We start from the raw sequence: 25150 nt of genomic DNA on the forward strand, positions 1-25150 counted from the left end.
AGAGTTGCTGTATGGAAAAGCTTGTCATGCAAAACATTCCCCGCCATGTGGCCATCATTATGGATGGAAATAATCGCTGGGCTAAAAAGCGCTTATTACCGGGAATCGCGGGACACAAGGCAGGGGTAGATGCAGTGCGGGCTGTGATTGATACCTGCGCTAACGCAGGCGTGGAGGTGCTGACCCTGTTTGCCTTTTCTAGTGAAAATTGGCAACGCCCAGCAGGGGAGGTCAGTGCCTTGATGGAGCTGTTTTTAGCAGCTTTACGCCGGGAAGTGCGTAAGCTAAAGGAAAATTCCATTCGTTTGAAAATTTTAGGTGATTGCTCGCGTTTTCACCCTGAGCTGCAAAAAGCCATACAGGATGCTGAGGCGGCTACAGCCGATGGGCAACGTTTTACCTTGCAGGTGGCTGCGAACTACGGTGGGCAATGGGATATTGTGCAGGCAGCACAGCAGTTAGCTCAGCAAGTTCAGGTGGGCACATTGACACCGGATGCCTTTACTCCAGAGTTGTTCCAGCAGCACCTTTCTACAAGGGATGCACCTCCGGTTGATTTGTGCATCCGTACTGGCGGTGAGCAACGCATCAGTAATTTCCTGCTGTGGCAGATGGCCTACGCAGAGCTGTATTTTACCGAGGCGTTTTGGCCTGATTTTAAACAAGATGCCATGCAAGCGGCGCTGGATAGCTTCGCTAAGCGGCAGCGGCGTTTTGGAAAAACCGATGAGCAAGTTCAGGCTGAGGTCTCTTCTTCATCATGCTAAAACAACGCATCATCACCGCCCTGATTTTATTTCCTATCGCGCTATTGGGCTTTTTTGCTTTAAATGGTGCCGCCTTCGCTAGCTTCATTGGTAGTGTGATTGTATTAGCTGCTTGGGAGTGGGCTCGATTAGCGGGTTATCAGCAACAGTTCGTCCGTATTGGCTATGCGGCGGCTGTGGGATTGCTGTTGCTGTGTTTGTATCAAGTCCCTGCACTGGCTAAACCCGTATTGCTATTAGGCGTAGCTTGGTGGTGTTGGGCGGTGTTTTTAGTGGTGCGCTATCCCAGTAGTGCGGTGTTTTGGGCCAAGCCGGGCATCGCTTTATTAATAGGCCTCCCATTACTGCTGCCTGCTTGGCAAGGGTTGCAAATACTTAAAACTTGGCCTCAGGGTCAGGGTAATACTTTGATTTTGATGGTGATGGTTTTAGTTTGGACTGCGGATATTGGGGCTTATTTTGCGGGTCGCCGCTTTGGAGTGCGCAAATTAGCCCTAGCGGTGAGTCCTGGGAAAACTTGGGAAGGCGCCATCGGTGGTTTGGCAGCCTGTCTGTTACTGAGTTTTGGAGTTGGTTTATATCAGCACTGGGGCTGGCTACACTGGTTGTTGGCAATTCCGGGTATTGTGTTGGTGGTGGCCTGTTCCATCATCGGTGATTTGACGGAAAGCATGTTCAAGCGCAGCGCAGGGCTTAAAGACAGCAGCCAACTGTTACCGGGTCATGGTGGGATTTTAGATCGTATTGATAGCCTAACGGCCGCAGTTCCCGTATTTGCGGCTTTGCTCTTGCTATCGAGTTGGGGGAGTTGGTAATGGGGCATCCGTTGCGGGTTACGGTATTAGGAGCAACGGGCTCTATTGGCCTAAGTACCTTAGATGTCATCGGTCGTCATCCCGAGCGTTATCAAGCCTTTGCCTTGACTGGGTTTTCTCGCATGGCCGAGTTGGCCAAACTCTGTCTTGTACATCGTCCGCGCTATGCCGTAGTACCTGATGAGACTAACGCCGCTCTATTGCGTGACACATTATCTGAAGCGGGTTTGAATGCCGTTACTGAGGTATTAGTTGGAGCTGACGCGCTGTGTCAGGTCGCTTCTCACACGGATGTTGATGTGGTAATGGCCGCTATTGTGGGGGCGGTTGGCCTAAAACCCACCTTAGCGGCGGTGCAAGCCGGTAAACGGGTACTTTTGGCAAATAAAGAAGCTTTGGTGATGTCCGGTGCTTTATTTATGCAGGCGGTTAAGGAAAATCAGGCACTGTTATTACCGATTGATAGTGAGCACAACGCTATTTTTCAATGCCTGCCTACACAACAGGGCAATGATCTGAGAGCTCTGGGCGTGCGGCGTATTCTACTGACAGCCTCGGGAGGCCCGTTTAGAACTTGGCCATTAGAGGCTCTGGCTCAGGCTTCGCCCGAACAGGCTTGCGCACACCCCAACTGGTCTATGGGGCGTAAGATTTCAGTGGATTCAGCCAGTATGATGAACAAAGGCTTAGAGCTGATTGAAGCCTGTTGGTTATTTAATGCACGACCTGATCAGGTTGAGGTGGTGATTCATCCGCAAAGTGTCATCCACTCTATGGTGGATTATGTGGATGGCTCGGTATTAGCTCAGCTTGGTAATCCGGATATGCGTACCCCCATTGCCCATGCACTGGCTTGGCCTGAGCGCGTTGATTCAGGGGTATCTCCTTTGGATTTAATACGTATTGGGCATTTGGAGTTTGAAACTCCGGATGAGGTGCGTTTCCCTTGTCTGGCTTTAGCTCGGCAAGCCGCTGAAGCGGGAGGAATAGCCCCCGCTATGCTAAATGCCGCTAATGAAGTTGCTGTAGCCGCTTTTTTAGACCAGCGTATTCGTTTTACGCAAATACCAATCTTGATTGCCCAAGTTCTGGAATCTGAGGCTATAACAGCAGCAACTTCCTTAGATGATGTATTACTGGCCGACCGTGTGGCTCGTCAGCATGCAGAGCGTTGGTTGCAGCAGCGCAACCTCTGACTTGAGCCAGTTCGGGAGATTGAAATGGATATGCTGTATACCCTGTTTGCGACCCTAATTGCTTTAGGCCTCTTAGTGACCGTCCATGAGTGGGGGCACTTTTGGGTGGCTCGGCGTTGTGGTGTCCGGGTGTTGAGGTTCTCGGTAGGCTTTGGTACTCCCCTCGTGCGTTGGTATGACCGGCAGGGAACAGAGTTTGTTATTGCGGCGATTCCTTTGGGGGGCTACGTCCGCATGTTGGATGAGCGAGAAGCACCCGTACAACCGGAGTTACTTAATCAGGCTTTTAATCGTAAGTCAGTGGCCCAGCGTTTCTCCATTGTAGCAGCCGGCCCCTTGGTGAATTTTGCTCTAGCGGTTGTCTTATTTTGGGTGCTGGCCTTAATGGGCTCGCAACAGGTTAAGCCCATTATTGGTGGTCTTGCTGCCGGTAGTTTGGCGGAGCAAGCAGGGCTTCAAATCGGACAAGAGCTTATCGCGGTTGATGGGAAAGCTGTCACCAGTTGGGGCGCTGTTAATTTAAGGTTGGTTGAGCGATTGGGTGAAACCGGAACCTTAGTCATTAAGGTTTTGGATTCAAATGCTCGGGAGTGGGACTACCAAATAAAACTCAATGCGTGGTTAAGGAACGTAGAAGAGCCAGATCCCTTAGAACAGTTGGGATTAATTCCTTGGCGGCCTGCGGTAGAACCAGTGATTGCAGAGTTAGATGCTCAAGGGCCAGCCCAGCAAGCTGGAGTGCAATTAGGTGATCGAGTATTGCGCCTAAATGATCAACCCATTGAAGGATGGTACCAACTGGTGCAGCAGGTTCAGTCCTTGCCTGGACGCAGAATTGAGCTGCATTTGGATCGAGCCGGACAACAGCTAACCATCCCCCTGACCTTAGATAAACGTGATGACGGGCGTGGTTATCTGGGCGCTGGTGCTCAGCCTGTGGACTGGCCGCAGGATATGCTGCGTGAGCTGAACTTTGGGCCTTTGGAGGCGGTTGCTGAGGCTGTACGCCGTACTTGGTCTATGAGCGTTTTGACGCTGGATTCGTTGAAAAAAATGTTGTTAGGTGAGTTATCGGTAAAAAACTTGAGCGGCCCGATAACCATTGCTAAAGTGGCGGGCGCTTCTGCCCAGTCGGGTTTGGGTAGCTTTTTAAATTTCTTGGCTTACCTAAGCATTAGTTTAGGCGTGCTTAACCTGTTGCCTATTCCTGTTCTTGATGGGGGGCACCTGCTGTTTTATGCCATTGAAGGTGTGCGTGGGCGGCCATTGTCGGATCGGGTGCAGGGGTGGGGGATGCAAATTGGTATTGGCTTAATGTTTGGACTGATGTTGTTGGCGCTGTTCAACGACATAGGACGCCTTTAATGCAAAGGATTCATGCTAATGCGGCTCATTTTCACGTTTTCTTTCTAAAAAGGACTTCATGAAACGCTTGCTGCTTTCGGCGCTTCTGTTTGCATTGGTTATTGCTCAGGTTCATGCCGACTCCTTTACTATTTCTGATATCCGCATTAATGGCCTGCAACGGGTGTCTGCGGGTAGCGTCTTTAGCGCCTTACCTCTAAATGTCGGTGATACTTTAGATGAGCGGCGTTTGGTTGAGGCTACCCGTGCTCTGTTTAGGACGGGGTTCTTCCAAGATATTCAACTGAGCCGCGAAGGCAACGTATTAATCGTCAATTTGGTAGAGCGGCCTTCTATCTCTAAAATTGAGTTAGAGGGCAACAAAGCGATTAAGTCGGAAGATTTACTCAAAGGTCTACAACAAGCTGGCTTGGCCGAAGGTGAGATTTTTCAACAGGCAACCTTGGACGGCGTGCGTAATGAATTACAGCGTCAATACGTAGCTCAAGGTCGATATTCCGCCAGCATCGAAACCTCTATTGTTCCGCAACCGCGAAATAGAGTATCGCTCAAAATTAAAATTAATGAAGGTACGGTTGCGGCGATTAAACATATTAATATCGTTGGCAATACCCTGTTTTCTGACGAAGATTTAACCACTGATTTTCAGTTAAAGACAACAAACTTATTATCGTTTTTTTACAACGATGATAAATACGCACGTGAAAAATTAGCCGGTGATTTAGAGCGTTTGCGCTCTTATTATCTGGATCGTGGTTATATTAATATGGATATAACCTCAACCCAAGTATCTATTACTCCAGATAAGAAGAGTGTTTATATTACGATCAATATTGCAGAAGGTGAGCGTTATACCGTACGTGAAGTTAAACTCAGTGGTGATTTAAAAGTTCCTCAGGAAGAAGTAGAGGCGCTTTTATTGGTTAAGCAAGGCCAAGTATTTTCACGCAATATCATGACTAAAACCTCTGAGTTAATTACCCGTCGTTTGGGTAACGAAGGCTATACATTTGCTAATGTGAACGGTATCCCAGAGCCCCATGATGATGACAATACGGTTTCCCTAACCTTTGTCGTTGATCCCGGTCGGCGAGCCTACGTTAATCGCATTAACTTTAGAGGCAATACCAAAACGGCTGATGAAGTATTACGGCGTGAAATGCGACAAATGGAAGGAGGTTGGGCTTCAACCTACTTGATTGATCAGTCTAAGACCCGTTTAGAGCGCTTAGGATACTTCAAAGAAGTCAGTGTAGAAACAACGCAAATTCCTGGAGTTGACGATCAGATTGACGTGAACTTTGCTGTTGAAGAGCAGGCTTCTGGATCGGTGAGTGCTAGCGCGGGTTTTGCGCAAAACTCGGGGATTATTTTAGGTGCCTCCATCAGTCAAGATAACTTTATGGGTACCGGAAACCGGGTGAGCGTTGGCTTAAACCGCAGTGAGTATAAAACCAGCTATAACTTTGGCTTTACGGATCCTTACTGGAATGATGATGGTATTAGTTTGGGCTATAATGCGTTCTATAGCATCACCGATTATGATGATACAGAATACGATGTTTCCAGTTATTCGATAGATAGTTTTGGTGCTGGCTTTAGCTTTGGTTATCCGATCAGTGAAACCTCGCGTGTATCATTTGGTCTCTCTTTGCAGCAGGACACGATTGATACCGGGACTTATACGGTTAACGAAATTTTTGAGTTTTTAGATGAAGAAGGGGATAACTACCTTAACTTTAAAGCCAACGCAGGTTGGTCAGAGTCCACCTTAAACCGTGGCGTTATGCCTAATCGGGGCTATTCACAAAGTCTTTCTGCAGAAACGACCCTACCAGGTAGTGACCTGAGCTTTTATAAAATTGATTATAATGGGCAAATGTTTACGCCTTTAAATCGGACTTATACTTTGCGTTTGCACGGTAAGCTCGGATACGGTGATAGTTTTGGCACGACTTCAAAATTGCCATTCTATGAGAACTACTACGCCGGTGGTTTTAGCTCCGTTCGTGGCTTTAAAGACAATACTTTGGGGCCTCGTAGTACGCCGAGTGATGGATCAAACGAAGGCACTCTGGTGGATGAGGATGATGACGAAGAGCCTTTTGGCGGAAACCTGTTGGTTACTGGTGGTGTAGAAGTGATGTTCCCTATGCCCTTTGTAAAGGATCAGCGGGCGTTTAGAACCTCGGTATTTTGGGATGTGGGCAACGTATTTGATACTAAATGCCGCTCAGGTTCCAAAAATTGCTCCAAGTTTAGTTTGACAGATATGGCCAGTTCTATTGGTATTGGTGGGACTTGGGTGAGTGGCTTTGGTCCGTTGAGTTTCAGTTTGGCCTTGCCGATTAAAAAACCAAGCGATTCAGAAACCGAGATATTCCAGTTTTCAATGGGACAAACCTTTTAACCATCCTGCTGCACTGCATGCAGGTCTTGACTGAAATAGAGTGGTATTGATTGTGCGCAAGCTCATTCCGTTATTCCTTGCCAGCACTATTCTGGTAGCTGGCCCTGCCAGTGCTGATACGAAAATTGCAGTACTGAATATCCAGATGGCGCTTCAGGAGTCGGATGCGGCCAAACGCTACATTACGGACAGTGAACGAAAGTTTGGCCCCCAACTTGATAAGCTGAAAAAGCTTGAGGAAGATGCCAAGCGTATCCAAGAGCGTTTGGTTAAAAACGGCGATAAGATGCAGCAGTCCGAGCAAGAGCGTTTAGAGCTTGAGTTAAAGCAAAAAGCGCGGGATTTTCAGGTTCAGTCTAAAGACCTGAATGATGCTAAATCCAAGGCTGATCGAGACATGCTCCAGCAACTAAAACCCAAACTGGACAAAGCAGTTGAAGAGACTATCAAACGTGGGGATTACGACTTGGTGGTAGAAGCCTCTGCAGTTGTCAACGTTAAGCCACAATTTGATATTACGCGCCAAGTGATTGAGCGCATGAATCAGATACGTTGATATGACTTTGACGCATACCCTAGGCCAGTTAGCCGAATATTTGGGAGCTAGACTCCAAGGCGGTCAAACCAGCACCCAAATTCAGGGTATAGCGACCCTACAGGAGGCTAAGGCACAACACATTAGTTTTTTGGCTAATGCACAGTACCGTAAATACTTGGCAAGCTGCCAAGCGGCTGCGGTTTTGTTGCGCCCAGAGGATGCCGAAGGGTTTGCAGGCGTAGCTCTGTTAGTAAAAGATCCTTATCTAGCTTATGCGCGTCTTTCTCATTTATTTGAAACACGCCCTATGCCTGTTGCAGGCATTCACCCAACAGCAGTAGTGGCATCTGATGCTTGGATTGATCCTTCAGCCTGCATCGGTGCTTACGTTGTGGTAGAGGCTGGAGCTTGGGTTGGCCCCCGAGTGGAGATCAGCGCCCATACCTATGTTGGAGCCCGGGTTCGGGTGGGGGAGGATACTCGACTTGGGCCGCGTGTAACCCTGTGCCACGATGTGCAACTAGGAAAGCGTGTAGTGATCCAGCCCGGAGCGGTTATTGGTAGTGAAGGCTTTGGATTTGCCAATGAACAGGGTGTATGGCGCAAAATCGCTCAGGTAGGTTCAGTCTGTATTGGTGATGATGCAGAAGTAGGAGCCAATACTACTATTGATCGCGGGGCTTTATCGGATACGTGCATTGGTAAAGGGGTGAAGCTCGATAACCAAATCCAAATTGCCCACAATGTGGAGGTAGGGGATCACACAGCCATGGCAGCCTGTGTGGGGATTTCTGGTAGTACCCATATTGGCCGCCACTGCATGATTGCAGGCGGTGTAGGAATGGTAGGACATATTAATATTTGTGATGGGGTGTTCGTTACCGGTATGACCATGGTGACGCGCTCTATTACAGAGCCGGGTGCATATTCATCCGGAACGGCCATGCAAACAGCAGCAGAATGGAAAAAGAGCGCGGCCCGTATTCGTCAGCTTGACGAAATGGCCCGTCGCTTGTCGCATCTGGAAAAGCAATTAGCGGCCGTGACGAGCAAAGAAGATGCTGCTTCTGATGCCTAAACCGGTCACTTGATTTGTCGCGTTAAAGGTATTTAATTGCCTGCAGCTGAGTGCAAGTGACCTGGTATTTTCTTTAATTACAGGCTCTTTTCCTGACATGATGGATATTAACGAAATTCGCGAATACCTACCCCACCGTTACCCTTTTTTGCTGGTTGACCGGGTAGTAGCTCTTGATACAGAAGCTCAGTGCATTCGAGCCTATAAAAACGTCACCATCAATGAGCCGTTTTTTAACGGCCATTTTCCTCATCATCCCATCATGCCCGGTGTGCTTATTGTCGAAGCTATGGCTCAGGCTGCGGGAATCCTAGGTTTTAAAATGCTGGGTGTTAAGCCAGCCGACGGTACCCTGTATTACTTTGTGGGATCCGATAAATTGCGTTTTCGTCAGCCGGTGATTGCCGGTGATCAATTGGTATTAGAGGCAAAATTTATCAGCGCCAAACGCGCGATCTGGAAATTTGATTGTCAAGCGATTGTAGATGATAAAACAGTCTGCTCGGCAGAGATCATTTGTGCGGAACGCAAACTATGACATTGATTGACTCGCGAGCCATCATCGACCCATCAGCACGTTTGGCTGATGGGGTAGAGGTCGGTCCGTGGTCCATTATCGGGCCCGATGTAGAAATTGGTGAGGGTACCGTCATTGGCCCTCATGTGATTGTGAAAGGCCCAACTCGCATTGGTAAATACAATCGGATTTTCCAGTTTTCTTCGGTGGGTGAAGATACCCCCGATATGAAATACAAAGGTGAGCCTACCCGACTGGTGATGGGCGATCACAACATCATTCGGGAAGGTGTAACGATTCACCGAGGTACAGTGCAGGATCGCTCAGAAACCACCATCGGTAGCCATAACCTGATCATGGCCTATGCCCACGTTGGTCATGACAGCGTGGTGGGCGACCACTGCATTATCGTGAACAATGCCGGGCTAGCTGGCCATGTGCATGTGGGTGATTGGGCGATTATTTCAGGTTATGTACTGATTCATCAGCACTGCCATGTGGGGCCCCATAGTTTCTGTGGTATGGGCTCAGGGGTGGTTAAAGACGTACCAGCGTTTGTCACCGTCTTAGGTAATCCTGCCGAAGCGCGTAGCATGAACTTTGAAGGCATGCGGCGGCGGGGCTTTACTCCTGAGGTCATTACCGCTTTGCGTCGGGCCTATAAAGTCGTTTATCGGCAGAATTTAACGACTGAAGAAGCCTTAGTCCACTTGGAAGAGGATGCCGCTCGCTTCCCAGAAGTGGCTCTATTTAGGGACAGCATTAGAGACTCCACACGTGGCATTACCCGCTGATATTAAGCCCTTAACCATCGCCCTAGTGGCAGGCGAAGCCTCTGGAGATATTCTAGGGGCTGGCTTAATGCAGGCGTTAAAAGCCCGCACTCCCCATATTCGTTTTATTGGTGTGGGTGGAAGCCGGATGCAGGCTGAAGGATTAGACAGCTTTTTCCCGCAAGAGCGCTTAGCTGTCATGGGCTTGGTTGAGGTCTTGGGGCGTTTACCCGAGTTGTTGTGGCGGCGTTACGCATTGGTGCGCTATCTGATACAACAGCAGCCTGATGTGTTTATTGGCATTGATGCGCCGGATTTTAACTTAGGACTAGAGCTGAAGTTACGTCACGCTGGTATTCGTACTGTGCATTACGTTAGCCCCTCCGTATGGGCTTGGCGGCAAAAGCGGGTACTAAAGATTCGTAAAGCCTGTGACCTGATGTTGACTCTGTTGCCTTTTGAGGCCCGCTTCTATGAAGAGCATCAGGTTCCCGTGCACTTTATTGGGCATCCTCTGGCGGATCAAATTGAGATGTCTGTGGACTCTGGAGCCGCCCGTAAGCGACTGGGCTTGAGTGCAGAGGATTCTGTTATTGCTCTGATGCCTGGCAGTCGAGGTGGTGAAGTATCCCGTTTGGGTAGTCTGTTTTTAGAAACCGCGCGTTTGCTACAGATTCAGCGCCCGAACATTCGTTTTATATTGCCTTGTGCGACTCCAGAGCGTCGGCACCAACTGGAGCAGTTGTTGTTGGATTATCCTGAGCTTTCCGTGAGGCTATTAGATGGGCAATCCCATGAGGCGTTAACAGCCTGTAATGCAGTCTTGATTGCTTCAGGGACAGCAACCTTAGAGGCCTTATTGCATCGTCGTCCTATGGTCGTGGCCTACCGAGTGTCGAACATGACCTACCGCATTGCTAAGCGCTTGGTAAAAACCCCTTTCTTTGCTCTACCCAATTTATTGGCTGGTCGTTTGTTAGTGCCTGAGTTTATTCAAGATGCGGCTCAGCCCAATGCAATGGTTCCGGCCTTGATTCAAGCCTTGGATCATCCTCAGGAGCAGGTCGCCACTTTTGCCAAGTTGCACCAAAAATTGCGGCTTAATGCCTCCCATCAAGCAGCGGAAGCTGTGTTGGAGTTGGTTGCTCAATGAGGCAAATGGGATTGGATTTTTCTACCGTTGAGGGCTCCGTTGCTGGAGTGGATGAGGTGGGACGCGGCCCTCTGTGCGGCCCGGTGGTTACTGCAGCGGTTATTCTCGATCCTCAACAACCTATTGTGGGCTTGAACGACTCTAAAAAACTCAGTGAAGCGCGACGGGAGCTTTTGTACGATGAAATCTGTGCCAAAGCTCTAGCATGGTGCATCGCTCGGGCCGAAGTAGAGGAAATTGACCGGCTGAATATCCTGCACGCCACAATGCTTGCTATGCAGCGCGCTGTGCAGGGGTTAAGTATTCGGCCAATGCTGGTTCTCGTGGACGGCAATCGTTGTCCAGTTTTACCTATGTCTAGCCGCCCCGTTATTGGTGGTGATGCTTTAGAGCCTGCCATTGCAGCAGCTTCTATTCTGGCAAAGGTGAGTCGGGATCGGGAAATGCAGCTTTTAGATACACAGTATCCAGGATATGGGTTGGCGCAACACAAAGGCTACCCAACACCTAAACACTTAGAGGCTTTGCAGCGCTTAGGGCCAACTCCCATTTATCGCCGCTCTTTTGCTCCTGTGCAGCGAGCTTTAAGACAGGATTGATGGAAAAGGCTACATCCTTTGCCTTGGAATGCAAAGGATGCAGGTCTCATTGCTATTAGACGATACCAAAGCCCATTAAGCGCTCGTAGCGTTGTGCTAACAAGTCTTCGGTACTTAAAGACTGCAAAGTTTCTAGCTGAACCAGCAGCTCTTCACGGATAGCTTCTGCCATTAAGGCAGGGTTACGGTGCGCGCCACCCAAAGGTTCCCGAATAACGGTATCTACGATGCCTAGCTCCTGAAGGCGATAGGCTGTAATACCCATAGCTTCTGCGGCATCGGGGGCTTTTTCGGCTGTCCGCCACAAAATGGAGGCGCAGCCTTCAGGGGAAATCACGGCGTAGGTGGAGTACTCCAGCATGTTCAAACGATCGCCCACACCAATAGCCAAGGCACCCCCAGAACCGCCTTCACCCACTACGGTAGCGATGATTGGAGTTTTAAGACGTGACATAACCCGCAGGTTCCAAGCGATGGCTTCGCTTTGGTTGCGCTCTTCGGCATCAATGCCAGGGTAAGCACCGGGGGTATCAATAAAGGTGAGGATAGGCATGCGGAAGCGCTCGGCCAACTCCATCAGGCGGCAGGCTTTACGATAACCTTCGGGGCGGGGCATGCCGAAGTTACAGCGTACTTTCTCGCGTACATCCCGACCTTTTTGATGGCCAATGACCACAATAGGTTTGTCGTTTAGACGGGCCACTCCACCCACAATGGCGGCATCATCCGCAAAGTGCCGATCACCGTGTAACTCTTCAAACTCAGTAAACAGATGGCGGATATAGTCCGGTGTGTAAGGGCGTTTGGGGTGGCGCGCCAGTTGAGCAATTTGCCAACTGCTCAGGTTGCTGAAAATGTTTTCCGTGAGCAGACGACTTTTTTCCTGAAGTAAGGCGATTTCATCGCTGATGTTTAGGGCATTATCGTTACCCACCAAGCGCAGCTCTTCGATTTTGGCCTGAAGTTCAGCAATGGGCTGTTCGAAATCCAGAAAGTTGGGGTTCATAGGCTTCTATTTGTCTTGATCTAGCCAAATGGCCGAGTGTTTTTGAGGGTTCAGCCTATCCCAAGAGATAGGCCTTGTAAGGTTAGCGGTATTGCAAAGAGACGTTGCTGGGCCCGAACTGGTCACGTAATGCTTGCAACAAGGCATCTTGAGGTTCGATGTTCCAATCTTGACCTAATTGTAGAGTGGCTTGAGCCTCTTGTCCGGTGTAGTCGAGGGTAATAGGGCAAGAGCCTGAGTACTTTTGGCAGATTTGGGCCAGCCAATTTAGGATTTCTCCTTGTAGTTGGGTCTGCGTGACACGAATTTGCAGGCTTTCAGCTAAAGCTGTTCTGGCCTCTCCCAGACTTAATACCCGCTTAGTGCGCACGCGCAAAGCGCCTGAGAAGTCGTCATGGCTTACTTCGCCCTCTAAAACAACTAGGGTGTCAGTTTGTAACAAGGTATGAGAATTGGTAAAAGCCTCGGCGAATAAGGAGGCCTCAATACGCCCAGAGCGATCGTCCAGCGTAATAAAACCCATTTTCTCGCCCCGTTTGTTTTTCATCACCCGCAGATCAATGATTAAGCCGGCTACGGTCTGAGTATCCCGAGCCGGGCGTAAATCTACGATGCGTTGTCGAGCAAAGCGGCGGACTTCACCCTCGTATTCATCAATGGGATGACCGGTTAGATAGAGACCGAGGGTATCTTTTTCGCCTTTTAGCCGTTCTTTAATGGATAAGGGACGCGTGTGATGGTGATTGGCATAGACATCAGCCGCTGCTTCGTTAAAGACACCCCCAAACAAGTCCATATGACCGCTGTTTTGGGTGCGCGCATTTTGCTCAGCGGCCTGCACAGCCTCCTCTACAGCCGCTAACAACAGGGCACGGTTTTGGTTGATGCCGGCTTGATAGACCTTGGGATCATCCGAGTAATGCGGCCCAAGGCGATCCAGAGCACCACTGCGGATTAAGGCCTCAAGGGTGCGCTTGTTGATCTTTTTCAGATCCACACGACTGCAAAAATCAAATAAGTCTGTGAAAGGGCCAGCCGCCTGACGGCACTCCACGATGGCCTCTACCGGGCCTTCGCCCACACCCTTGATCGCGCCTAAGCCGTAAACAATGCGTCCTTCGTCGTCCACAGTGAAGCTGAACACCGAGTTATTGACGTCCGGAGCCACCAGCCGCAACTTCATGGTGCGGCATTCTTCGATCAGAGTGACGACCTTGTCGGTGTTGTGCATATCCGCTGACAACACCGCCGCCATAAAGGGCGCGGGGTAATGGGTTTTCAGCCAAGCCGTTTGGTAAGACACCAGACCATAGGCCGCCGAGTGCGACTTGTTAAAGCCGTAACCTGCGAACTTCTCCACCAAATCGAAGATATTACCCGCGAGATCGGCATCAATGTTGTTATTGGCACAGCCCTCAATAAAGCCACCGCGCTGCTTGGCCATTTCCTCGGGCTTTTTCTTACCCATGGCTCGACGCAGCATGTCCGCACCGCCGAGGGTATAACCGGCCATCACCTGCGCGATCTGCATCACCTGTTCTTGGTAGAGGATGATGCCGTAGGTGGGCTTAAGCACCGGCTCTAGACCGGCGTATTGATAGTCGGGATGCGGGTAGGACAGCTCCGCACGGCCGTGTTTACGGTTGATAAAGTCATCCACCATGCCCGATTGCAGCGGGCCGGGCCGGAACAGGGCCACCAAAGCGATCAAATCTTCCAAACAGTCGGGTTTGAGCTTTTTAATCAGCTCTTTCATGCCCCGCGATTCAAGCTGGAACACGGCCGTGGTTTCCGCCCGTTGCAGCAGCTCGTAGGTCAGCTTGTCGTCCAGCGGAATGAAATCAATATTGACCGGATCAAGGTCTTTCTTAGCCCGCTCGCGGTTGATGGTTTCCAGTGCCCATTTAATGATGGTCAGGGTACGCAAGCCGAGGAAGTCAAACTTCACCAATCCCGCAGCTTCAACATCATCTTTATCAAACTGAGTGACCAGTCCGCCGCCCTCTTCATCGCAGGCGACGGGGGAAAAGTCCGTAAGCTTGGTCGGAGCAATGACCACACCACCGGCATGCTTGCCAGTGCCACGGGTGATGCCTTCCAGTTGCAGGGCCATATCCCAAATTTCTTGGGCTTCCTCATCATTTTTGAGGAACTCCCGCAGCGGTTCTTCCTGCTCGAAGGCTTTCTCCAGTGTCATCCCTACTTCAAAGGGGATCATCTTCGACAACCGATCGGCCAAACCGTAGGATTTACCCTGTACCCGCGCCACATCGCGCACCACCGCTTTAGCAGCCATAGAGCCAAAGGTGATGATCTGGCTGACCGCATTGCGTCCGTACTTGTCGGCCACGTACTCAATCACCCGATCGCGGCCATCCATGCAAAAGTCCACGTCAAAGTCCGGCATGGACACCCGCTCAGGATTGAGGAAGCGCTCGAACAGCAGATCATAGGCCAGCGGATCAAGGTCGGTGATTTTCAGCGAGTAGGCTACTAAGGAGCCCGCACCCGAGCCCCGCCCCGGCCCTACAGGAACGTCGTTATTCTTGGCCCACTGGATAAAGTCCATCACGATCAGGAAGTAGCCGGGGAACCCCATCTGGATGATGGTATTTAGCTCAAACTCCAAGCGATCAATATAGATTTGACGCTTTGTTTCATAATCGGGCGAATCTTTGGACAGCAGCACCAAAAGCCGCTCTTCCAAGCCCTCAAAGGACACCTGACGAAAATATTCATCAATGGTCATGCCTTCGGGAATAGGGAAATTAGGCAGGAAGTTTTTCCCCAACTGCACCACGATATTGCAGCGCTTGGCGATCTCTACGGTGTTTTCCAGCGCCTCTGGCAAATCAGCAAACAGCGCAGCCATTTCCTCCGGCGTTTTGAGGTATTGCTGATCGGAGTACAAACGCGGGCGACGCGGATCGCCCAAAGTGCGGCCCTCACCGATACACACACGGGTTTCGTGGGCCTCAAAATCAGACTGTTTGAGAAAACGCACGTCATTGGTAGCCACCAAAGGCACCTGATGCTTGGTAGCTAAGGCTACAGCGGCATGGAGGTACTCCTCTTCTTGCGGGCGCTGAGTACGCTGTACTTCCAAGTAAAAGCGATCGCCAAATACGGCTAGCCACTCATTCAGCAAGGTAGCAGCCTTATCCTGATCCTCGGCCAATAAAGCTTGGCCAATTTCGCCTTCACGTGCACCGGATAGGGCAATTAGCCCCTCAGCCGCCTCTTTAACCCAAGAACGCTCAATGACCACGCGCTCATTTTGCTGCCCTTCAATCCAACCTCGGGAAATCAGTTCCGTCAGGTGACGATAGCCTTGGGGATTCATGGCCAGCAGGGTGATGCGTGATAAAGGGCTGTCCGGGCCAATACCCGCCAACCAAAGATCAGCACCACAAATAGGCTTAATGCCCGCGCTCAGGGCTGCTTTGTAAAATTTAACTAAAGCGCAGAGGTTACTTTGATCTGTCATGGCTATGGCGGGCATACCGGCGCTGGCCACAGCTTTCATCAAGGGTTTGACCCGTACCAGTCCATCAACCAGTGAAAACTCGGTATGCAGGCGTAGATGAACGAAACGGGTGGTCATGGTGAATCTCGGTTGCTCAGAAGAGGGGGAATTCTAACGGATTCGCTTAGGGATATGCCGTTGACAGCTTAGCCGCTCTACTCATAACCTGCGGCAATCTTTAGAAAGGAATGATCTTATGGCCAATGTTGCTGAAATCCTTCAATCCATGCAGTCCCGCTTTAATCCTAAAGCAGCCGCGGGCTTGGATCTGGTGTTTCAATTCAAAATCACGGATGCCGAAAACTACTATCTGGTGGTTAAAGAGGGTACTTGTGATCTGCAAGCGGGTGAGGCCGAACGCTGTGACGTTGCCTTGATTATGGATAAAGAAACCATTAAAGGGCTACTCTCTGGTGAGATTAGCGGCATGCAGGCCTTTATGTCTGGGCGTGTGCGCACCGAAGGCAATATGATGTTGGCTTTAAAGCTCAACGAGCTGTTTCCTAAGTAGTGATGCAGGCTACTCAGGGGTCAGGCGGTGGCTTCTTCTAACCAACTGAGTAGTTTTAACGCTTGCTCTGAGCTCGCTTGGCAGAGCGTTTCATCAGCTTGGAACGCTAGGCATACTGCGGGGCGTTCGGGCTTTCCAAACAAAAGGCAAAGGTTGTGCTCATCCAACTGGATGCAGCGTTGATTGGCTGGCTTCCCCAGCGGCATCTCTGGAATAGGAGAGCTAATGGAGGGAGCAATGCAGCAGGCAGCGCAGCCGGGACGACAATCCATAATGCTTTGACTCTTTGGTTCTGAAAAAGCGGCGTATTATGGATGCAGCCGGATCGCGGGAAAAGCCTTTGCGAACCCTAAGTGCTTGGGCATACTGCGCGCCTCTTTTGCACGTCCCTTTGGAGCAAATCCCATGTTTAATGTGAATGAATACTTTGACGGTAAGGTTAAGTCGATTGGCTTTGACTTAAAAGCCAGCCCAGCTACCATCGGGGTTATGGCACCCGGCGAGTATGAGTTTGGGACCAGTAAAAAAGAAATCATGCATATTATTGCTGGTGCTTTAGTGGTCAAATTGCCGGGCAGTGAGGTTTGGCAAAACTTTGAAGCAGGCAGTCAGTTTGAAGTTCCGGCCCATGCCAAGTTCCAGCTCAAGGTGGCTGTAGACACTGCTTATTTGTGTGAGTATCACTGATTAGCGAGTCTAATGAGGGGATCGTCGAGGAAGACGATTCCTTTGCAGATGGAGGCGAACTCCACCAGCCACACCCCGGCACACAATGTCACCGCTACGGCTGCTTCCTTCCGGACCTGACCGGGTTCACGGTTGATCGTTGCGAGGGGACCGGCGGAGCCCACCATAACAGGCAGGCACCCGGTAAAACCCAGATGCAAGGCTGCGCATTGTACTGGCTTATGCGTAACTTACAACCTTAGCCAGTAAATAAATTGTGTTATTCGTTGACGCGATCGCGCAGCTCTTTACCGGGCTTAAAATGGGGCACATAACGACCCTCTAGCTCTACAGACTGGCCTGTTTTAGGATTGCGGCCTATACGCGGAGCGCGGTAGTGCAGAGAGAAACTGCCAAAGCCCCGGATTTCAATACGCTCACCTGAAGCCAGTGATTGAGTCATTTGCTCCAGCATGGTTTTGATGGCCAGCTCCACCTCTTTTGCCGAGAGCTGTTCCTGATGATTAACAATCCGCTCGATCAATTCCGACTTGGTCATGATTTTCCTTGCTTTTCAAACGGCTAGGTAACTTTTTAGGTAGTAGGGCTTTTAACATGCTGTGTAGATTTTGAACAGTCCAAACTAGGATTAATTCCATGTCTTTACTGCAGTCTGTGCAGTTAGCCCTACAACCTTATCGGCAGGCTAAAGCTTGGTATCTTGCTTTGTCCGGTGGATTGGATTCTAGCGTCCTGCTACACATCTTGGCGCAGTTGCGCAAAGCAGAACCATTGCCTCCGCTGACAGCCATCCATGTACATCATGGCTTACAAAAAGTCGCTGATGATTGGCCTGCCCACTGCACCCAGTTTTGTGCGGCTTTGCAGGTGCCTTTGCGGCTGCGTTCAGTGCGCATTAATCAGCAGTCCAATCTTGAGGAAGCGGCGCGCCGGGCTCGTTATGAGGTATTCGAGCAGTTTTTGGGGCCAGAGGATGTTTTGCTGACGGCTCAGCATCAAGGAGATCAGGCTGAAACCCTGTTGTTCCGTTTGTTACGCGGGGCTGGTGTGCGTGGATTGGCGGCTATGCCTAGGGTGCGTCCTTTGGGTCAAGGGCGTTTGGTACGGCCTTTAATTTCCATTGAGCGTGCACAGCTTGAGGCCTATGCCCTTAAAGAAGGGCTGACTTGGGTTGAAGACCCCACCAATCAGCGACTGGATTTTTCTCGCAACTATCTGCGCCATTTTGTGTTGCCTGAATTACAGCGGCGCTGGCCAAAAGTGCAACTTAGTTTGGCGCGTACTGCTGAGCATATGGCTGAAGCTCAGGGGCTTTTGGATGAGTTAGCCCTTCAGGATTTGGCGGGTGTGCGTTCAAAACCTGAAGCACTGGCTTGGCTGCCTTTGCCTAGTTTGGCGCTCAAGCCTTTGGCTGATTTATCCGAGGCTCGGCAGCGTAACCTGCTGCGCTATTGGCTGGCTCCTTGGACTACTTTGCCTGATGCCGCTCACTGGGCGGGTTGGATTGGCGTGCGTGATGCAGCTTCAGACCGTCAACCTTTTTGGCGTTTAGCCCAGGGCGATGTATTGCGTGCTGAAGGGCATATCTGGTGGTTGCCACACGCTTGGAAAAAATTTTCGGCGGCGGGTTTATCAAGTATTAAGGATTTGACAGAGGTGCAACTTCTGGACAATGGAGTGCTCCAAGTGCAGGGTTTTGCAGGTGACACGAATGTGCGCATCGGTTATCGACAAGGCGGTGAGCGTTTGAAATATTCCGTTCAGGGCAGTTTTGAGCTGAAGCGTTTATTAAATCAATCGGGTATTCCAGCCTTTGTGCGCCCGCGTCTACCCTTGATGTTTCAGGGGGAGGAGGTGGTAGCAGTAGCTAATCTGTGGGCTCCGGCAGGATGTAACTTAAGATGGCAGCCTCCGGGTTTGAGCTAAAAGAGCCTTTCCGGTACACTAGGTGCCCGTCTTAGGCAGGATCTGTTGTTTAGCAAATAGCGTTCCTGCATCTATACTTTTGTACCATAGCTCCATTATTTCCCCAGCGGTATCAGCCGCTTAACGTAGACTTCTAGGGTTTTTCATGACGCGCTACATCTTCGTCACGGGCGGTGTTGTTTCTTCACTGGGGAAAGGGATCGCTTCGGCTTCTCTGGCGGCCATTTTGGAGGCGCGTGGCCTCAAGGTCACCATGCTCAAGCTGGATCCCTACATCAACGTTGATCCGGGCACCATGAGCCCTTTCCAGCACGGTGAAGTGTTCGTCACCCAAGACGGCGCTGAAACTGACCTTGATCTGGGTCACTACGAGCGTTTTATCCGCACCACCATGACCCAAGATAACAACTTCACCACCGGCCGCGTGTACGAGCATGTACTGCGCAAAGAGCGCCGGGGGGATTATCTGGGCGCGACCATTCAGGTGATCCCGCACATCACCGACGAAATTAAGCGTCGGGTGATCAAGGGCGCGGGTAATGCCGATGTGGCCTTGGTGGAAGTAGGAGGCACGGTAGGCGACATTGAATCCCAGCCGTTCTTGGAAGCCATTCGCCAGTTGCGGGTTGAGGTCGGCTCCAAGCGCGCCATGCTGATGCACCTGACGCTGGTGCCCTATATTGCTACCGCTGGCGAAACTAAAACCAAGCCCACACAGCACTCGGTGAAAGAGCTGCGCTCCATTGGTTTGCAGCCGGATGTACTGATTTGCCGCTCTGACCATCCGATTGATTTGTCTTCACGGCGCAAAATTGCTCTGTTCACTAATGTGGAAGAGCGGGCGGTAATCGGCCTAGAAGATGTGGATACTATCTACCGCATTCCTTCGGTGCTGCATGCCCAAGGTTTGGACGACATCGTGGTGGAGCGCTTTAACCTCAACTGTGGTTCGGCAGATCTCTCTGAGTGGGAGCGGGTGGTAGATGCCAAGCTGAACCCGGAGAAAGAAGTCACCATTGCTATGGTTGGCAAATACATGGACTTGCTGGATGCCTACAAGTCGCTCATCGAAGCCCTGAGCCATGCCGGTATTCAGAGCCGTACCAAGGTGAATCTGCGTTACATCGACTCCGAAGACATCGAAAACCAAGGGGTTGAGCTGCTGGCTGGTGTGGATGCCATTCTGGTGCCCGGTGGTTTTGGTCTGCGCGGCGTGGAAGGTAAGATTGCTACCGTGCGTTATGCCCGTGAAAACAAAATCCCTTACCTCGGCATTTGTTTGGGTATGCAGGTGGCGGTGATTGAATACGCCCGTAATGTGCTGGGTTGGAGCAACGCTAACTCCACCGAATTCGACAAAAACACCACTTACCCCATCGTGGGTTTGATTACCGAATGGGCCGATGCCTCTGGTAATACCGAAGTGCGTACCGAAGCATCGGATTTAGGCGGAACCATGCGTTTAGGTGCTCAAGAGTGTCGTTTGGAGCCGGGCTCCCATGCCTTGGCCTGTTACGACAAGCCGGTGATTGTGGAGCGCCATCGCCACCGTTACGAGGTCAACAATAACCTGTTGCCACAGCTTGAGGCCGCTGGCTTGAAGGTAACGGGCCGCTCATTGGATGGCGCTTTGGTGGAAATGGTGGAAGCGCCGGATCACCCTTGGTTTGTGGCCTGCCAATTCCACCCCGAATTTACCTCCACGCCCCGCGATGGCCATCCGCTGTTCAGTGGTTTTGTGCAGGCCGCATTGGCGCAAAAGGCACGTATGCTATGAACCAAAAAAACGTTCGTGTGGGTCATATTGATATCGCCAACGACCGGCCCTTTGTGCTCTTTGGCGGCATTAATGTACTGGAATCACGGGATTTAGCCCTGCGCGCCTGCGAAGAATACGTGCGGGTGACGCAGAAACTCGGTATTCCTTACGTATTTAAGGCCAGCTTCGACAAAGCCAACCGTTCTTCCATGCATTCCTTTCGGGGGCCGGGCATGGAAGAAGGCTTGCGGATTTTCGAGGATGTAAAAGCGGCCTTTGGTGTCGCTGTCCTGACTGATGTGCACGAGCCTTATCAAGCCGCACCAGTGGCAGAAGTCTGTGATGTGATTCAGTTGCCGGCCTTTTTATCGCGGCAGACGGATCTGGTGGTGGCGATGGCTAAAACTGACGCTGTTATCAACATCAAAAAGGCCCAGTTTTTAGCCCCGCAGGAAATGCAGCACATTCTGCATAAATGCGAAGAAGCGGGTAATGATCGCCTGATTCTGTGCGAGCGCGGCACCTCCTTCGGTTATAACAACTTGGTGGTGGATATGCTGGGCTTTGGCATTATGAAGCAGTCCCGTTATCCGGTGTTTTTTGATGTCACCCACGCTTTACAAATGCCGGGTGGCCGTGCAGATTCTGCCGGCGGTCGTCGGGCACAGGTCACGGATTTGGCCAAAGCCGGACTGAGCCAAGGGCTGGCGGGCCTATTCCTTGAGGCTCATCCCGATCCAGATAACGCCAAGTGTGATGGCCCCTGTGCCCTGCGTTTGGATAAGCTGGAGCCTTTCCTCACCCAGCTCAAGCAACTGGACGATCTGGTTAAAAGTTTTTCGCCGATTGAAACGGCCTGATAATCCCTGTGCAACACTGTGTTGGAGCGAATAAAAGCATGGCAAAAATCGTCGACATCAAGGGCCGTGAGGTTCTCGACTCCCGTGGTAATCCCACTGTAGAAGCCGATGTAATTCTCGATAGCGGCATCATCGGCAGCGCCTGTGCGCCTTCCGGTGCTTCCACCGGCTCCCGTGAAGCACTGGAGCTGCGTGATGGCGACAAGAGCCGCTACTTGGGCAAGGGCGTATTGACCGCCGTCGCCAACGTTAATGGCCCCATTCGCGAGCTGCTGCTGGGTAAAGACCCTGTGGATCAAAAAGCGCTGGATCAGGCCATGATCGCGCTGGACGGCACTGAAAATAAAGCCAAGCTGGGTGCGAATGCCATTCTCGCCGTATCGCTGGCCGCCGCTAAAGCAGCGGCTCAGGCTAAAGGTGTACCGCTGTATGCCCACATTGCAGACCTGAACGGTACGCCCGGCGTTTACTCCATGCCCGTTCCCATGATGAACATCATCAACGGTGGCGAGCATGCGGATAACAACGTCGACATCCAAGAATTCATGGTACAGCCCGTTGGCGCGAAAAACTTCGCTGAAGCCCTGCGTATGGGTGCGGAAATTTTCCACCACCTGAAAGCCGTACTGAAAAAACGCGGCTTGAATACCGCTGTGGGTGACGAGGGTGGCTTTGCGCCCAACTTGGCTTCCAACGAAGACGCACTGGCTGCCATCGCTGAAGCCGTTGCTAATGCCGGTTACAAGTTGGGCGAAGACGTGACTCTGGCTCTGGACTGCGCTTCTTCCGAATTCTTCACAGACGGCAAGTACGATCTGGAAGGCGAAGGTAAGGTGTTTGATGCCGAGGGTTTTGCCGACTATCTGGCTGGCTTGACTCAGCGTTACCCGATCATCTCCATCGAAGACGGTATGGATGAGTCTGATTGGGCGGGCTGGAAAGCGCTGACCGACAAGATCGGTGAGAAAGTCCAGTTGGTCGGCGACGATCTGTTTGTGACCAACACCAAGATTCTGAAGCGCGGCATTGATGAATCCATTGCCAACTCCATTCTGATCAAGTTCAACCAGATTGGCTCTCTGACCGAAACCCTGGAGGCCATCCAAATGGCTAAGGCGGCCGGTTACACTGCTGTGATTTCCCACCGCTCCGGCGAAACCGAAGACAGCACCATTGCTGATTTGGCAGTCGGTACTGCGGCGGGTCAGATCAAAACCGGTTCCCTGTGCCGCTCCGATCGCGTGTCTAAGTACAACCAACTGCTGCGTATTGAAGAGCAACTGGGCAGTAAAGCGCCTTATAAGGGCCGTGCCGAGTTCCGTGGTTGATTGACTAACGTGTTTGGCGCTGAGCTGCTCTGGTTTTGGGGCAGCTCTGGCAAACTTCTGTGCTTGATGGGTGCCCTGAATGCTGAAATCCCACTTCTGGCTGTTTCCCGCACTGATTCTATTGCTGGTCGGTTTACAGTTTCGCTTATGGGTAGGCGAGGGTAGTTTGGCGCAGGTGGTAGACTTGACCCAACAAATTTCTGAGCAGCAGGACGAAAACGAGCGCTTGCTGGAGCGTAATCGCTTGCTAGAAGCTGAGGTGATGGAGCTTAAGCAGGGGATGGAAACCGTGGAAGAGCGCGCTCGCCACGAGTTGGGCATGGTCAAGCAGGGCGAGACTCTGTATCAGATGACCGAGTGAGTAGCTTGTCTCAAATCCCTTCCTTTTGGTGTGTGATTCCCGCCGCCGGTGTGGGCAGTCGTATGCAGGCCGATCGGCCTAAGCAATACCTGCGCGTAGGCGAAAAGACCATCCTTGAGCACAGCTTAGACTGCTTTTTAGATCATCCCAAGCTGCTTGGGGTGGTGGTCAGCCTGTCAGAAACAGATCCTTATTGGCCGCATCTGGCCTGTAGCCATGATAGACGTATTCGCCGGGCTCCCGGTGGTTTAGAGCGCGCACATTCGGTACTCAATGCTTTGTTGGTTTTGGAGTATTCTGGAGCCGCCGCAGAGGATTGGGTGTTGGTGCATGATGCGGCCCGTCCTAATCTAGCTAGAGTGGATTTGGATCGCTTGCTGTCGGTACTGGCGGATGATCCTGTCGGTGGACTATTAGCCGTTCCGGCCCGCGATACCCTAAAGCAGGCCGGAGCCGATGGGCGAGTGGAGGCAACCTTAGACCGCTCAGTGATTTGGCAGGCTTATACGCCGCAGATGTTTCGTCTCAAAGTTCTGCGCCAAGCCTTACAGCAGGCTTTGGCTGTAGGATATTTGGTTACGGATGAGGCTTCAGCGATGGAGTGGGCGGGCTTTGCCCCACGTTTGATTGAAGGCCGAGCAGATAATTTAAAGGTCACTCGCCCCGAGGATTTACTCTGGTTGAGCCATCTGCAATCCTGTTCACAGGCTGCTGATTGAAGCTTAGGCGTTGGCGATTATGAAAGGCGGTAGATTAGACTCTTGTTTTTGCATTGAGTCCTAGTTTATGAGCATTAAATCCCGCGCGGCAGTGGCCTTTGGCCCTAACCAACCTTTGCAAGTCGTTGAAGTCGATGTCGAGCCGCCGAAAAAAGGTGAAGTACTGGTACGCATCATCGCCACCGGCGTGTGCCATACCGATGCTTATACCCTGTCCGGTCAAGACTCCGAGGGCGTATTCCCCTGCATCCTCGGTCATGAAGGCGGCGGTATTGTGGAGGCGGTGGGTGAGGGTGTGACCTCTTTGGCGGTGGGCGATCATGTGATTCCGCTGTATACCGCTGAATGCCGTGAGTGCAAGTTCTGTAAATCCGGCAAAACCAACCTGTGTCAGGCGGTGCGCGCCACTCAGGGTAAGGGTCTGATGCCCGACGGCACCACGCGCTTTTCCTATCAAGGGCAGCCGATTTATCACTATATGGGCTGCTCTACCTTCTCCGAATACACCGTATTGCCGGAAATTTCTCTGGCCAAAATCCCCCAAGATGCCCCCCTAGAAAAAGTCTGCCTGCTGGGTTGTGGTGTGACCACCGGCATCGGCGCAGTCCTGAATACTGCTAAGGTAACGGAAGGCGCTACCGTGGCCATTTTTGGTTTGGGTGGCATTGGTTTGGCGGCCATTATTGGGGCGAAGATGGCTAAGGCTTCCCGGATTATTGCTATTGATATTAATCCCGCTAAGTTCGAGGTGGCTAAAGAGCTGGGTGCTACGGATTTCATCAATCCCAAGGATTACGATAAGCCAATCCAAGAAGTGATTGTCGAGCTGACCGATGGCGGCGTGGATTACTCCTTCGAGTGCGTGGGCAACGTACAATTGATGCGGGCGGCGCTGGAGTGCTGCCATAAGGGCTGGGGTGAATCTACCATCATCGGTGTGGCCGGTGCAGGGCAGGAAATTAGCACCCGTCCGTTCCAGTTGGTGACGGGCCGTGTATGGCGTGGCAGTGCCTTCGGTGGAGTGCGCGGTCGTACCGAGTTGCCCTCCTATGTGGAGAAAGCCCAAAAGGGTGAAATCCCGCTGGACACCTTTATCACCCACACCATGGGCTTGGAGGACATCAACAAGGCTTTTGATTTGATGCACGAAGGCAAAAGTATTCGCACCGTTATTCATTTCTAAGGAATTAACAGCGCGGAAGGCTTGAGGCTGAACGAGGGGGCTTTTTCGTCCAGCCTTCAGCTTTCTGGCCTCT

Annotated in this window: 24 protein-coding genes and 1 other RNA gene; 20 read left to right on the forward strand and 5 right to left on the reverse strand. The window is 51.4% G+C overall.

Translation table 11 applies throughout. The features are described 5' to 3' along the window. Window positions 1-11 precede the first annotated feature (11 nt). From uppS to rnhB, 11 genes are all read left to right on the forward strand, one after another. On the forward strand, window positions 12-767 hold the full coding sequence (gene uppS, locus LX59_RS10130) for a polyprenyl diphosphate synthase (protein ID WP_144571750.1): 756 nt from the start codon (window positions 12-14) through the stop codon (window positions 765-767). After that, a complete protein-coding gene (locus tag LX59_RS10135; RefSeq protein WP_144571751.1) occupies window positions 761-1582 on the forward strand; it encodes a phosphatidate cytidylyltransferase in 822 nt (273 codons plus the stop codon). The genes uppS and LX59_RS10135 overlap by 7 nt, the downstream gene beginning before the upstream one ends. Continuing rightward, window positions 1582-2778 carry a 1-deoxy-D-xylulose-5-phosphate reductoisomerase gene (ispC, locus tag LX59_RS10140; RefSeq protein WP_144571752.1) on the forward strand — a complete coding sequence of 399 codons (1197 nt, stop codon included), beginning with the start codon at window positions 1582-1584 and terminating at the stop codon, window positions 2776-2778. Before LX59_RS10135 ends, ispC begins: the two co-directional genes overlap by 1 nt. A gap of 24 nt (window positions 2779-2802) precedes the next feature. Further along, a complete protein-coding gene (gene rseP, locus LX59_RS10145) occupies window positions 2803-4143 on the forward strand; it encodes an RIP metalloprotease RseP (RefSeq protein ID WP_144571753.1) in 1341 nt (446 codons plus the stop codon). Between the two features lie 58 nt (window positions 4144-4201). Beyond that, window positions 4202-6553, forward strand: coding sequence for an outer membrane protein assembly factor BamA (gene bamA, locus LX59_RS10150; RefSeq protein ID WP_144571754.1), 2352 nt, complete (start codon window positions 4202-4204; stop codon window positions 6551-6553). 52 nt (window positions 6554-6605) lie between these two features. Beyond that, on the forward strand, window positions 6606-7109 hold the full coding sequence (locus LX59_RS10155) for an OmpH/Skp family outer membrane protein (RefSeq protein WP_144571755.1): 504 nt from the start codon (window positions 6606-6608) through the stop codon (window positions 7107-7109). A 1-nt stretch (window position 7110) separates the two neighbouring features. Next, window positions 7111-8169, forward strand: coding sequence for a UDP-3-O-(3-hydroxymyristoyl)glucosamine N-acyltransferase (lpxD, locus tag LX59_RS10160; RefSeq protein ID WP_144571756.1), 1059 nt, complete (start codon window positions 7111-7113; stop codon window positions 8167-8169). A gap of 97 nt (window positions 8170-8266) precedes the next feature. Further along, window positions 8267-8707, forward strand: coding sequence for a 3-hydroxyacyl-ACP dehydratase FabZ (gene fabZ / locus LX59_RS10165; RefSeq protein ID WP_144571757.1), 441 nt, complete (start codon window positions 8267-8269; stop codon window positions 8705-8707). Continuing rightward, a complete protein-coding gene (lpxA, locus tag LX59_RS10170; protein WP_144571758.1) occupies window positions 8704-9480 on the forward strand; it encodes an acyl-ACP--UDP-N-acetylglucosamine O-acyltransferase in 777 nt (258 codons plus the stop codon). Before fabZ ends, lpxA begins: the two co-directional genes overlap by 4 nt. Continuing rightward, complete coding sequence (lpxB, locus tag LX59_RS10175; RefSeq protein ID WP_246118734.1) at window positions 9464-10612, forward strand: lipid-A-disaccharide synthase; 1149 nt, start codon at window positions 9464-9466, stop codon at window positions 10610-10612. The genes lpxA and lpxB overlap by 17 nt, the downstream gene beginning before the upstream one ends. Beyond that, a complete protein-coding gene (rnhB, locus tag LX59_RS10180; protein WP_144571760.1) occupies window positions 10609-11211 on the forward strand; it encodes a ribonuclease HII in 603 nt (200 codons plus the stop codon). Before lpxB ends, rnhB begins: the two co-directional genes overlap by 4 nt. Before the next feature lie 55 nt (window positions 11212-11266). Here the strand turns inward: rnhB and LX59_RS10185 are convergent, their stop codons facing one another. Both LX59_RS10185 and dnaE read right to left on the reverse strand, forming a co-directional pair. Then, the gene (locus LX59_RS10185) at window positions 11267-12217 is read right to left on the reverse strand and encodes an acetyl-CoA carboxylase carboxyltransferase subunit alpha (protein ID WP_144571761.1); all 951 of its coding nucleotides are present in this window, start codon (window positions 12215-12217) and stop codon (window positions 11267-11269) included. Window positions 12218-12299: 82 nt separating this feature from the next. Further along, complete coding sequence (dnaE, locus tag LX59_RS10190; protein ID WP_144571762.1) at window positions 12300-15821, reverse strand: DNA polymerase III subunit alpha; 3522 nt, start codon at window positions 15819-15821, stop codon at window positions 12300-12302. Between the two features lie 118 nt (window positions 15822-15939). On the opposite strand from dnaE, the gene LX59_RS10195 reads away from it, so the two are divergent. Continuing rightward, window positions 15940-16254 carry an SCP2 sterol-binding domain-containing protein gene (locus tag LX59_RS10195; protein WP_144571763.1) on the forward strand — a complete coding sequence of 105 codons (315 nt, stop codon included), beginning with the start codon at window positions 15940-15942 and terminating at the stop codon, window positions 16252-16254. Between the two features lie 20 nt (window positions 16255-16274). On the opposite strand, the gene LX59_RS10200 is transcribed toward LX59_RS10195, so the two are convergent. Further along, window positions 16275-16526, reverse strand: a complete 252-nt coding sequence (locus tag LX59_RS10200; RefSeq protein ID WP_144571764.1) for a YkgJ family cysteine cluster protein — start codon at window positions 16524-16526, stop codon at window positions 16275-16277. A 133-nt stretch (window positions 16527-16659) separates the two neighbouring features. On the opposite strand from LX59_RS10200, the gene ppnP reads away from it, so the two are divergent. Continuing rightward, a complete protein-coding gene (ppnP, locus tag LX59_RS10205; RefSeq protein ID WP_144571765.1) occupies window positions 16660-16941 on the forward strand; it encodes a pyrimidine/purine nucleoside phosphorylase in 282 nt (93 codons plus the stop codon). A gap of 59 nt (window positions 16942-17000) precedes the next feature. Here ppnP and ffs read toward each other — a convergent pair. Continuing rightward, window positions 17001-17097, reverse strand: an RNA gene (ffs, locus tag LX59_RS10210) — signal recognition particle sRNA small type. 103 nt (window positions 17098-17200) lie between these two features. Continuing rightward, on the reverse strand, window positions 17201-17479 hold the full coding sequence (gene ihfB / locus LX59_RS10215) for an integration host factor subunit beta (protein WP_144571766.1): 279 nt from the start codon (window positions 17477-17479) through the stop codon (window positions 17201-17203). A gap of 98 nt (window positions 17480-17577) precedes the next feature. Between ihfB and tilS the strand changes: the two genes are divergently transcribed. The 7 genes from tilS (at window position 17578) to LX59_RS10250 (ending at window position 25077) form a co-directional block, all read left to right on the forward strand. Next, entirely contained in the window at window positions 17578-18867 is a 1290-nt protein-coding gene (gene tilS / locus LX59_RS10220) for a tRNA lysidine(34) synthetase TilS (RefSeq protein WP_144571767.1), read from the forward strand. A 145-nt stretch (window positions 18868-19012) separates the two neighbouring features. Further along, window positions 19013-20644, forward strand: a complete 1632-nt coding sequence (locus LX59_RS10225; RefSeq protein ID WP_144571768.1) for a CTP synthase — start codon at window positions 19013-19015, stop codon at window positions 20642-20644. Beyond that, window positions 20641-21486, forward strand: coding sequence for a 3-deoxy-8-phosphooctulonate synthase (kdsA, locus tag LX59_RS10230; RefSeq protein ID WP_144571769.1), 846 nt, complete (start codon window positions 20641-20643; stop codon window positions 21484-21486). The genes LX59_RS10225 and kdsA overlap by 4 nt, the downstream gene beginning before the upstream one ends. A gap of 38 nt (window positions 21487-21524) precedes the next feature. Next, window positions 21525-22814, forward strand: coding sequence for a phosphopyruvate hydratase (gene eno, locus LX59_RS10235; protein WP_144571770.1), 1290 nt, complete (start codon window positions 21525-21527; stop codon window positions 22812-22814). 82 nt (window positions 22815-22896) lie between these two features. Continuing rightward, a complete protein-coding gene (locus tag LX59_RS10240) occupies window positions 22897-23175 on the forward strand; it encodes a septum formation initiator family protein (RefSeq protein ID WP_144571897.1) in 279 nt (92 codons plus the stop codon). Window positions 23176-23180: 5 nt separating this feature from the next. Further along, a complete protein-coding gene (gene ispD / locus LX59_RS10245) occupies window positions 23181-23894 on the forward strand; it encodes a 2-C-methyl-D-erythritol 4-phosphate cytidylyltransferase (protein ID WP_211354846.1) in 714 nt (237 codons plus the stop codon). Between the two features lie 67 nt (window positions 23895-23961). Further along, window positions 23962-25077 carry an S-(hydroxymethyl)glutathione dehydrogenase/class III alcohol dehydrogenase gene (locus LX59_RS10250; protein WP_144571772.1) on the forward strand — a complete coding sequence of 372 codons (1116 nt, stop codon included), beginning with the start codon at window positions 23962-23964 and terminating at the stop codon, window positions 25075-25077. Window positions 25078-25150: the final 73 nt, after the last annotated feature.

This window comes from Azomonas agilis, assembly GCF_007830255.1.
In the GTDB taxonomy this organism is placed as follows: Bacteria; Pseudomonadota; Gammaproteobacteria; order Pseudomonadales; family Pseudomonadaceae; genus Azomonas; species Azomonas agilis.

Excerpts from the sequence above, each read along its gene's own strand:
- ispC (WP_144571752.1), top strand. The coding sequence starts at position 1,582 with ATGGGGCATCCGTTGCGGGTTACGGTATTAGGAGCAACGGGCTCTATT.
- bamA (WP_144571754.1), top strand. The coding sequence starts at position 4,202 with ATGAAACGCTTGCTGCTTTCGGCGCTTCTGTTTGCATTGGTTATTGCT.
- lpxA (WP_144571758.1), top strand. The coding sequence starts at position 8,704 with ATGACATTGATTGACTCGCGAGCCATCATCGACCCATCAGCACGTTTG.
- LX59_RS10250 (WP_144571772.1), top strand. The coding sequence starts at position 23,962 with ATGAGCATTAAATCCCGCGCGGCAGTGGCCTTTGGCCCTAACCAACCT.
- fabZ (WP_144571757.1), top strand. The coding sequence starts at position 8,267 with ATGATGGATATTAACGAAATTCGCGAATACCTACCCCACCGTTACCCT.
- eno (WP_144571770.1), top strand. The coding sequence starts at position 21,525 with ATGGCAAAAATCGTCGACATCAAGGGCCGTGAGGTTCTCGACTCCCGT.
- LX59_RS10225 (WP_144571768.1), top strand. The coding sequence starts at position 19,013 with ATGACGCGCTACATCTTCGTCACGGGCGGTGTTGTTTCTTCACTGGGG.
- ppnP (WP_144571765.1), top strand. The coding sequence starts at position 16,660 with ATGTTTAATGTGAATGAATACTTTGACGGTAAGGTTAAGTCGATTGGC.
- lpxD (WP_144571756.1), top strand. The coding sequence starts at position 7,111 with ATGACTTTGACGCATACCCTAGGCCAGTTAGCCGAATATTTGGGAGCT.
- rseP (WP_144571753.1), top strand. The coding sequence starts at position 2,803 with ATGGATATGCTGTATACCCTGTTTGCGACCCTAATTGCTTTAGGCCTC.
- rnhB (WP_144571760.1), top strand. The coding sequence starts at position 10,609 with ATGAGGCAAATGGGATTGGATTTTTCTACCGTTGAGGGCTCCGTTGCT.
- dnaE (WP_144571762.1), bottom strand. The coding sequence starts at position 15,821 with ATGACCACCCGTTTCGTTCATCTACGCCTGCATACCGAGTTTTCACTG.
- LX59_RS10195 (WP_144571763.1), top strand. The coding sequence starts at position 15,940 with ATGGCCAATGTTGCTGAAATCCTTCAATCCATGCAGTCCCGCTTTAAT.
- kdsA (WP_144571769.1), top strand. The coding sequence starts at position 20,641 with ATGAACCAAAAAAACGTTCGTGTGGGTCATATTGATATCGCCAACGAC.
- tilS (WP_144571767.1), top strand. The coding sequence starts at position 17,578 with ATGTCTTTACTGCAGTCTGTGCAGTTAGCCCTACAACCTTATCGGCAG.
- uppS (WP_144571750.1), top strand. The coding sequence starts at position 12 with ATGGAAAAGCTTGTCATGCAAAACATTCCCCGCCATGTGGCCATCATT.
- ihfB (WP_144571766.1), bottom strand. The coding sequence starts at position 17,479 with ATGACCAAGTCGGAATTGATCGAGCGGATTGTTAATCATCAGGAACAG.
- LX59_RS10185 (WP_144571761.1), bottom strand. The coding sequence starts at position 12,217 with ATGAACCCCAACTTTCTGGATTTCGAACAGCCCATTGCTGAACTTCAG.
- LX59_RS10135 (WP_144571751.1), top strand. The coding sequence starts at position 761 with ATGCTAAAACAACGCATCATCACCGCCCTGATTTTATTTCCTATCGCG.
- LX59_RS10200 (WP_144571764.1), bottom strand. The coding sequence starts at position 16,526 with ATGGATTGTCGTCCCGGCTGCGCTGCCTGCTGCATTGCTCCCTCCATT.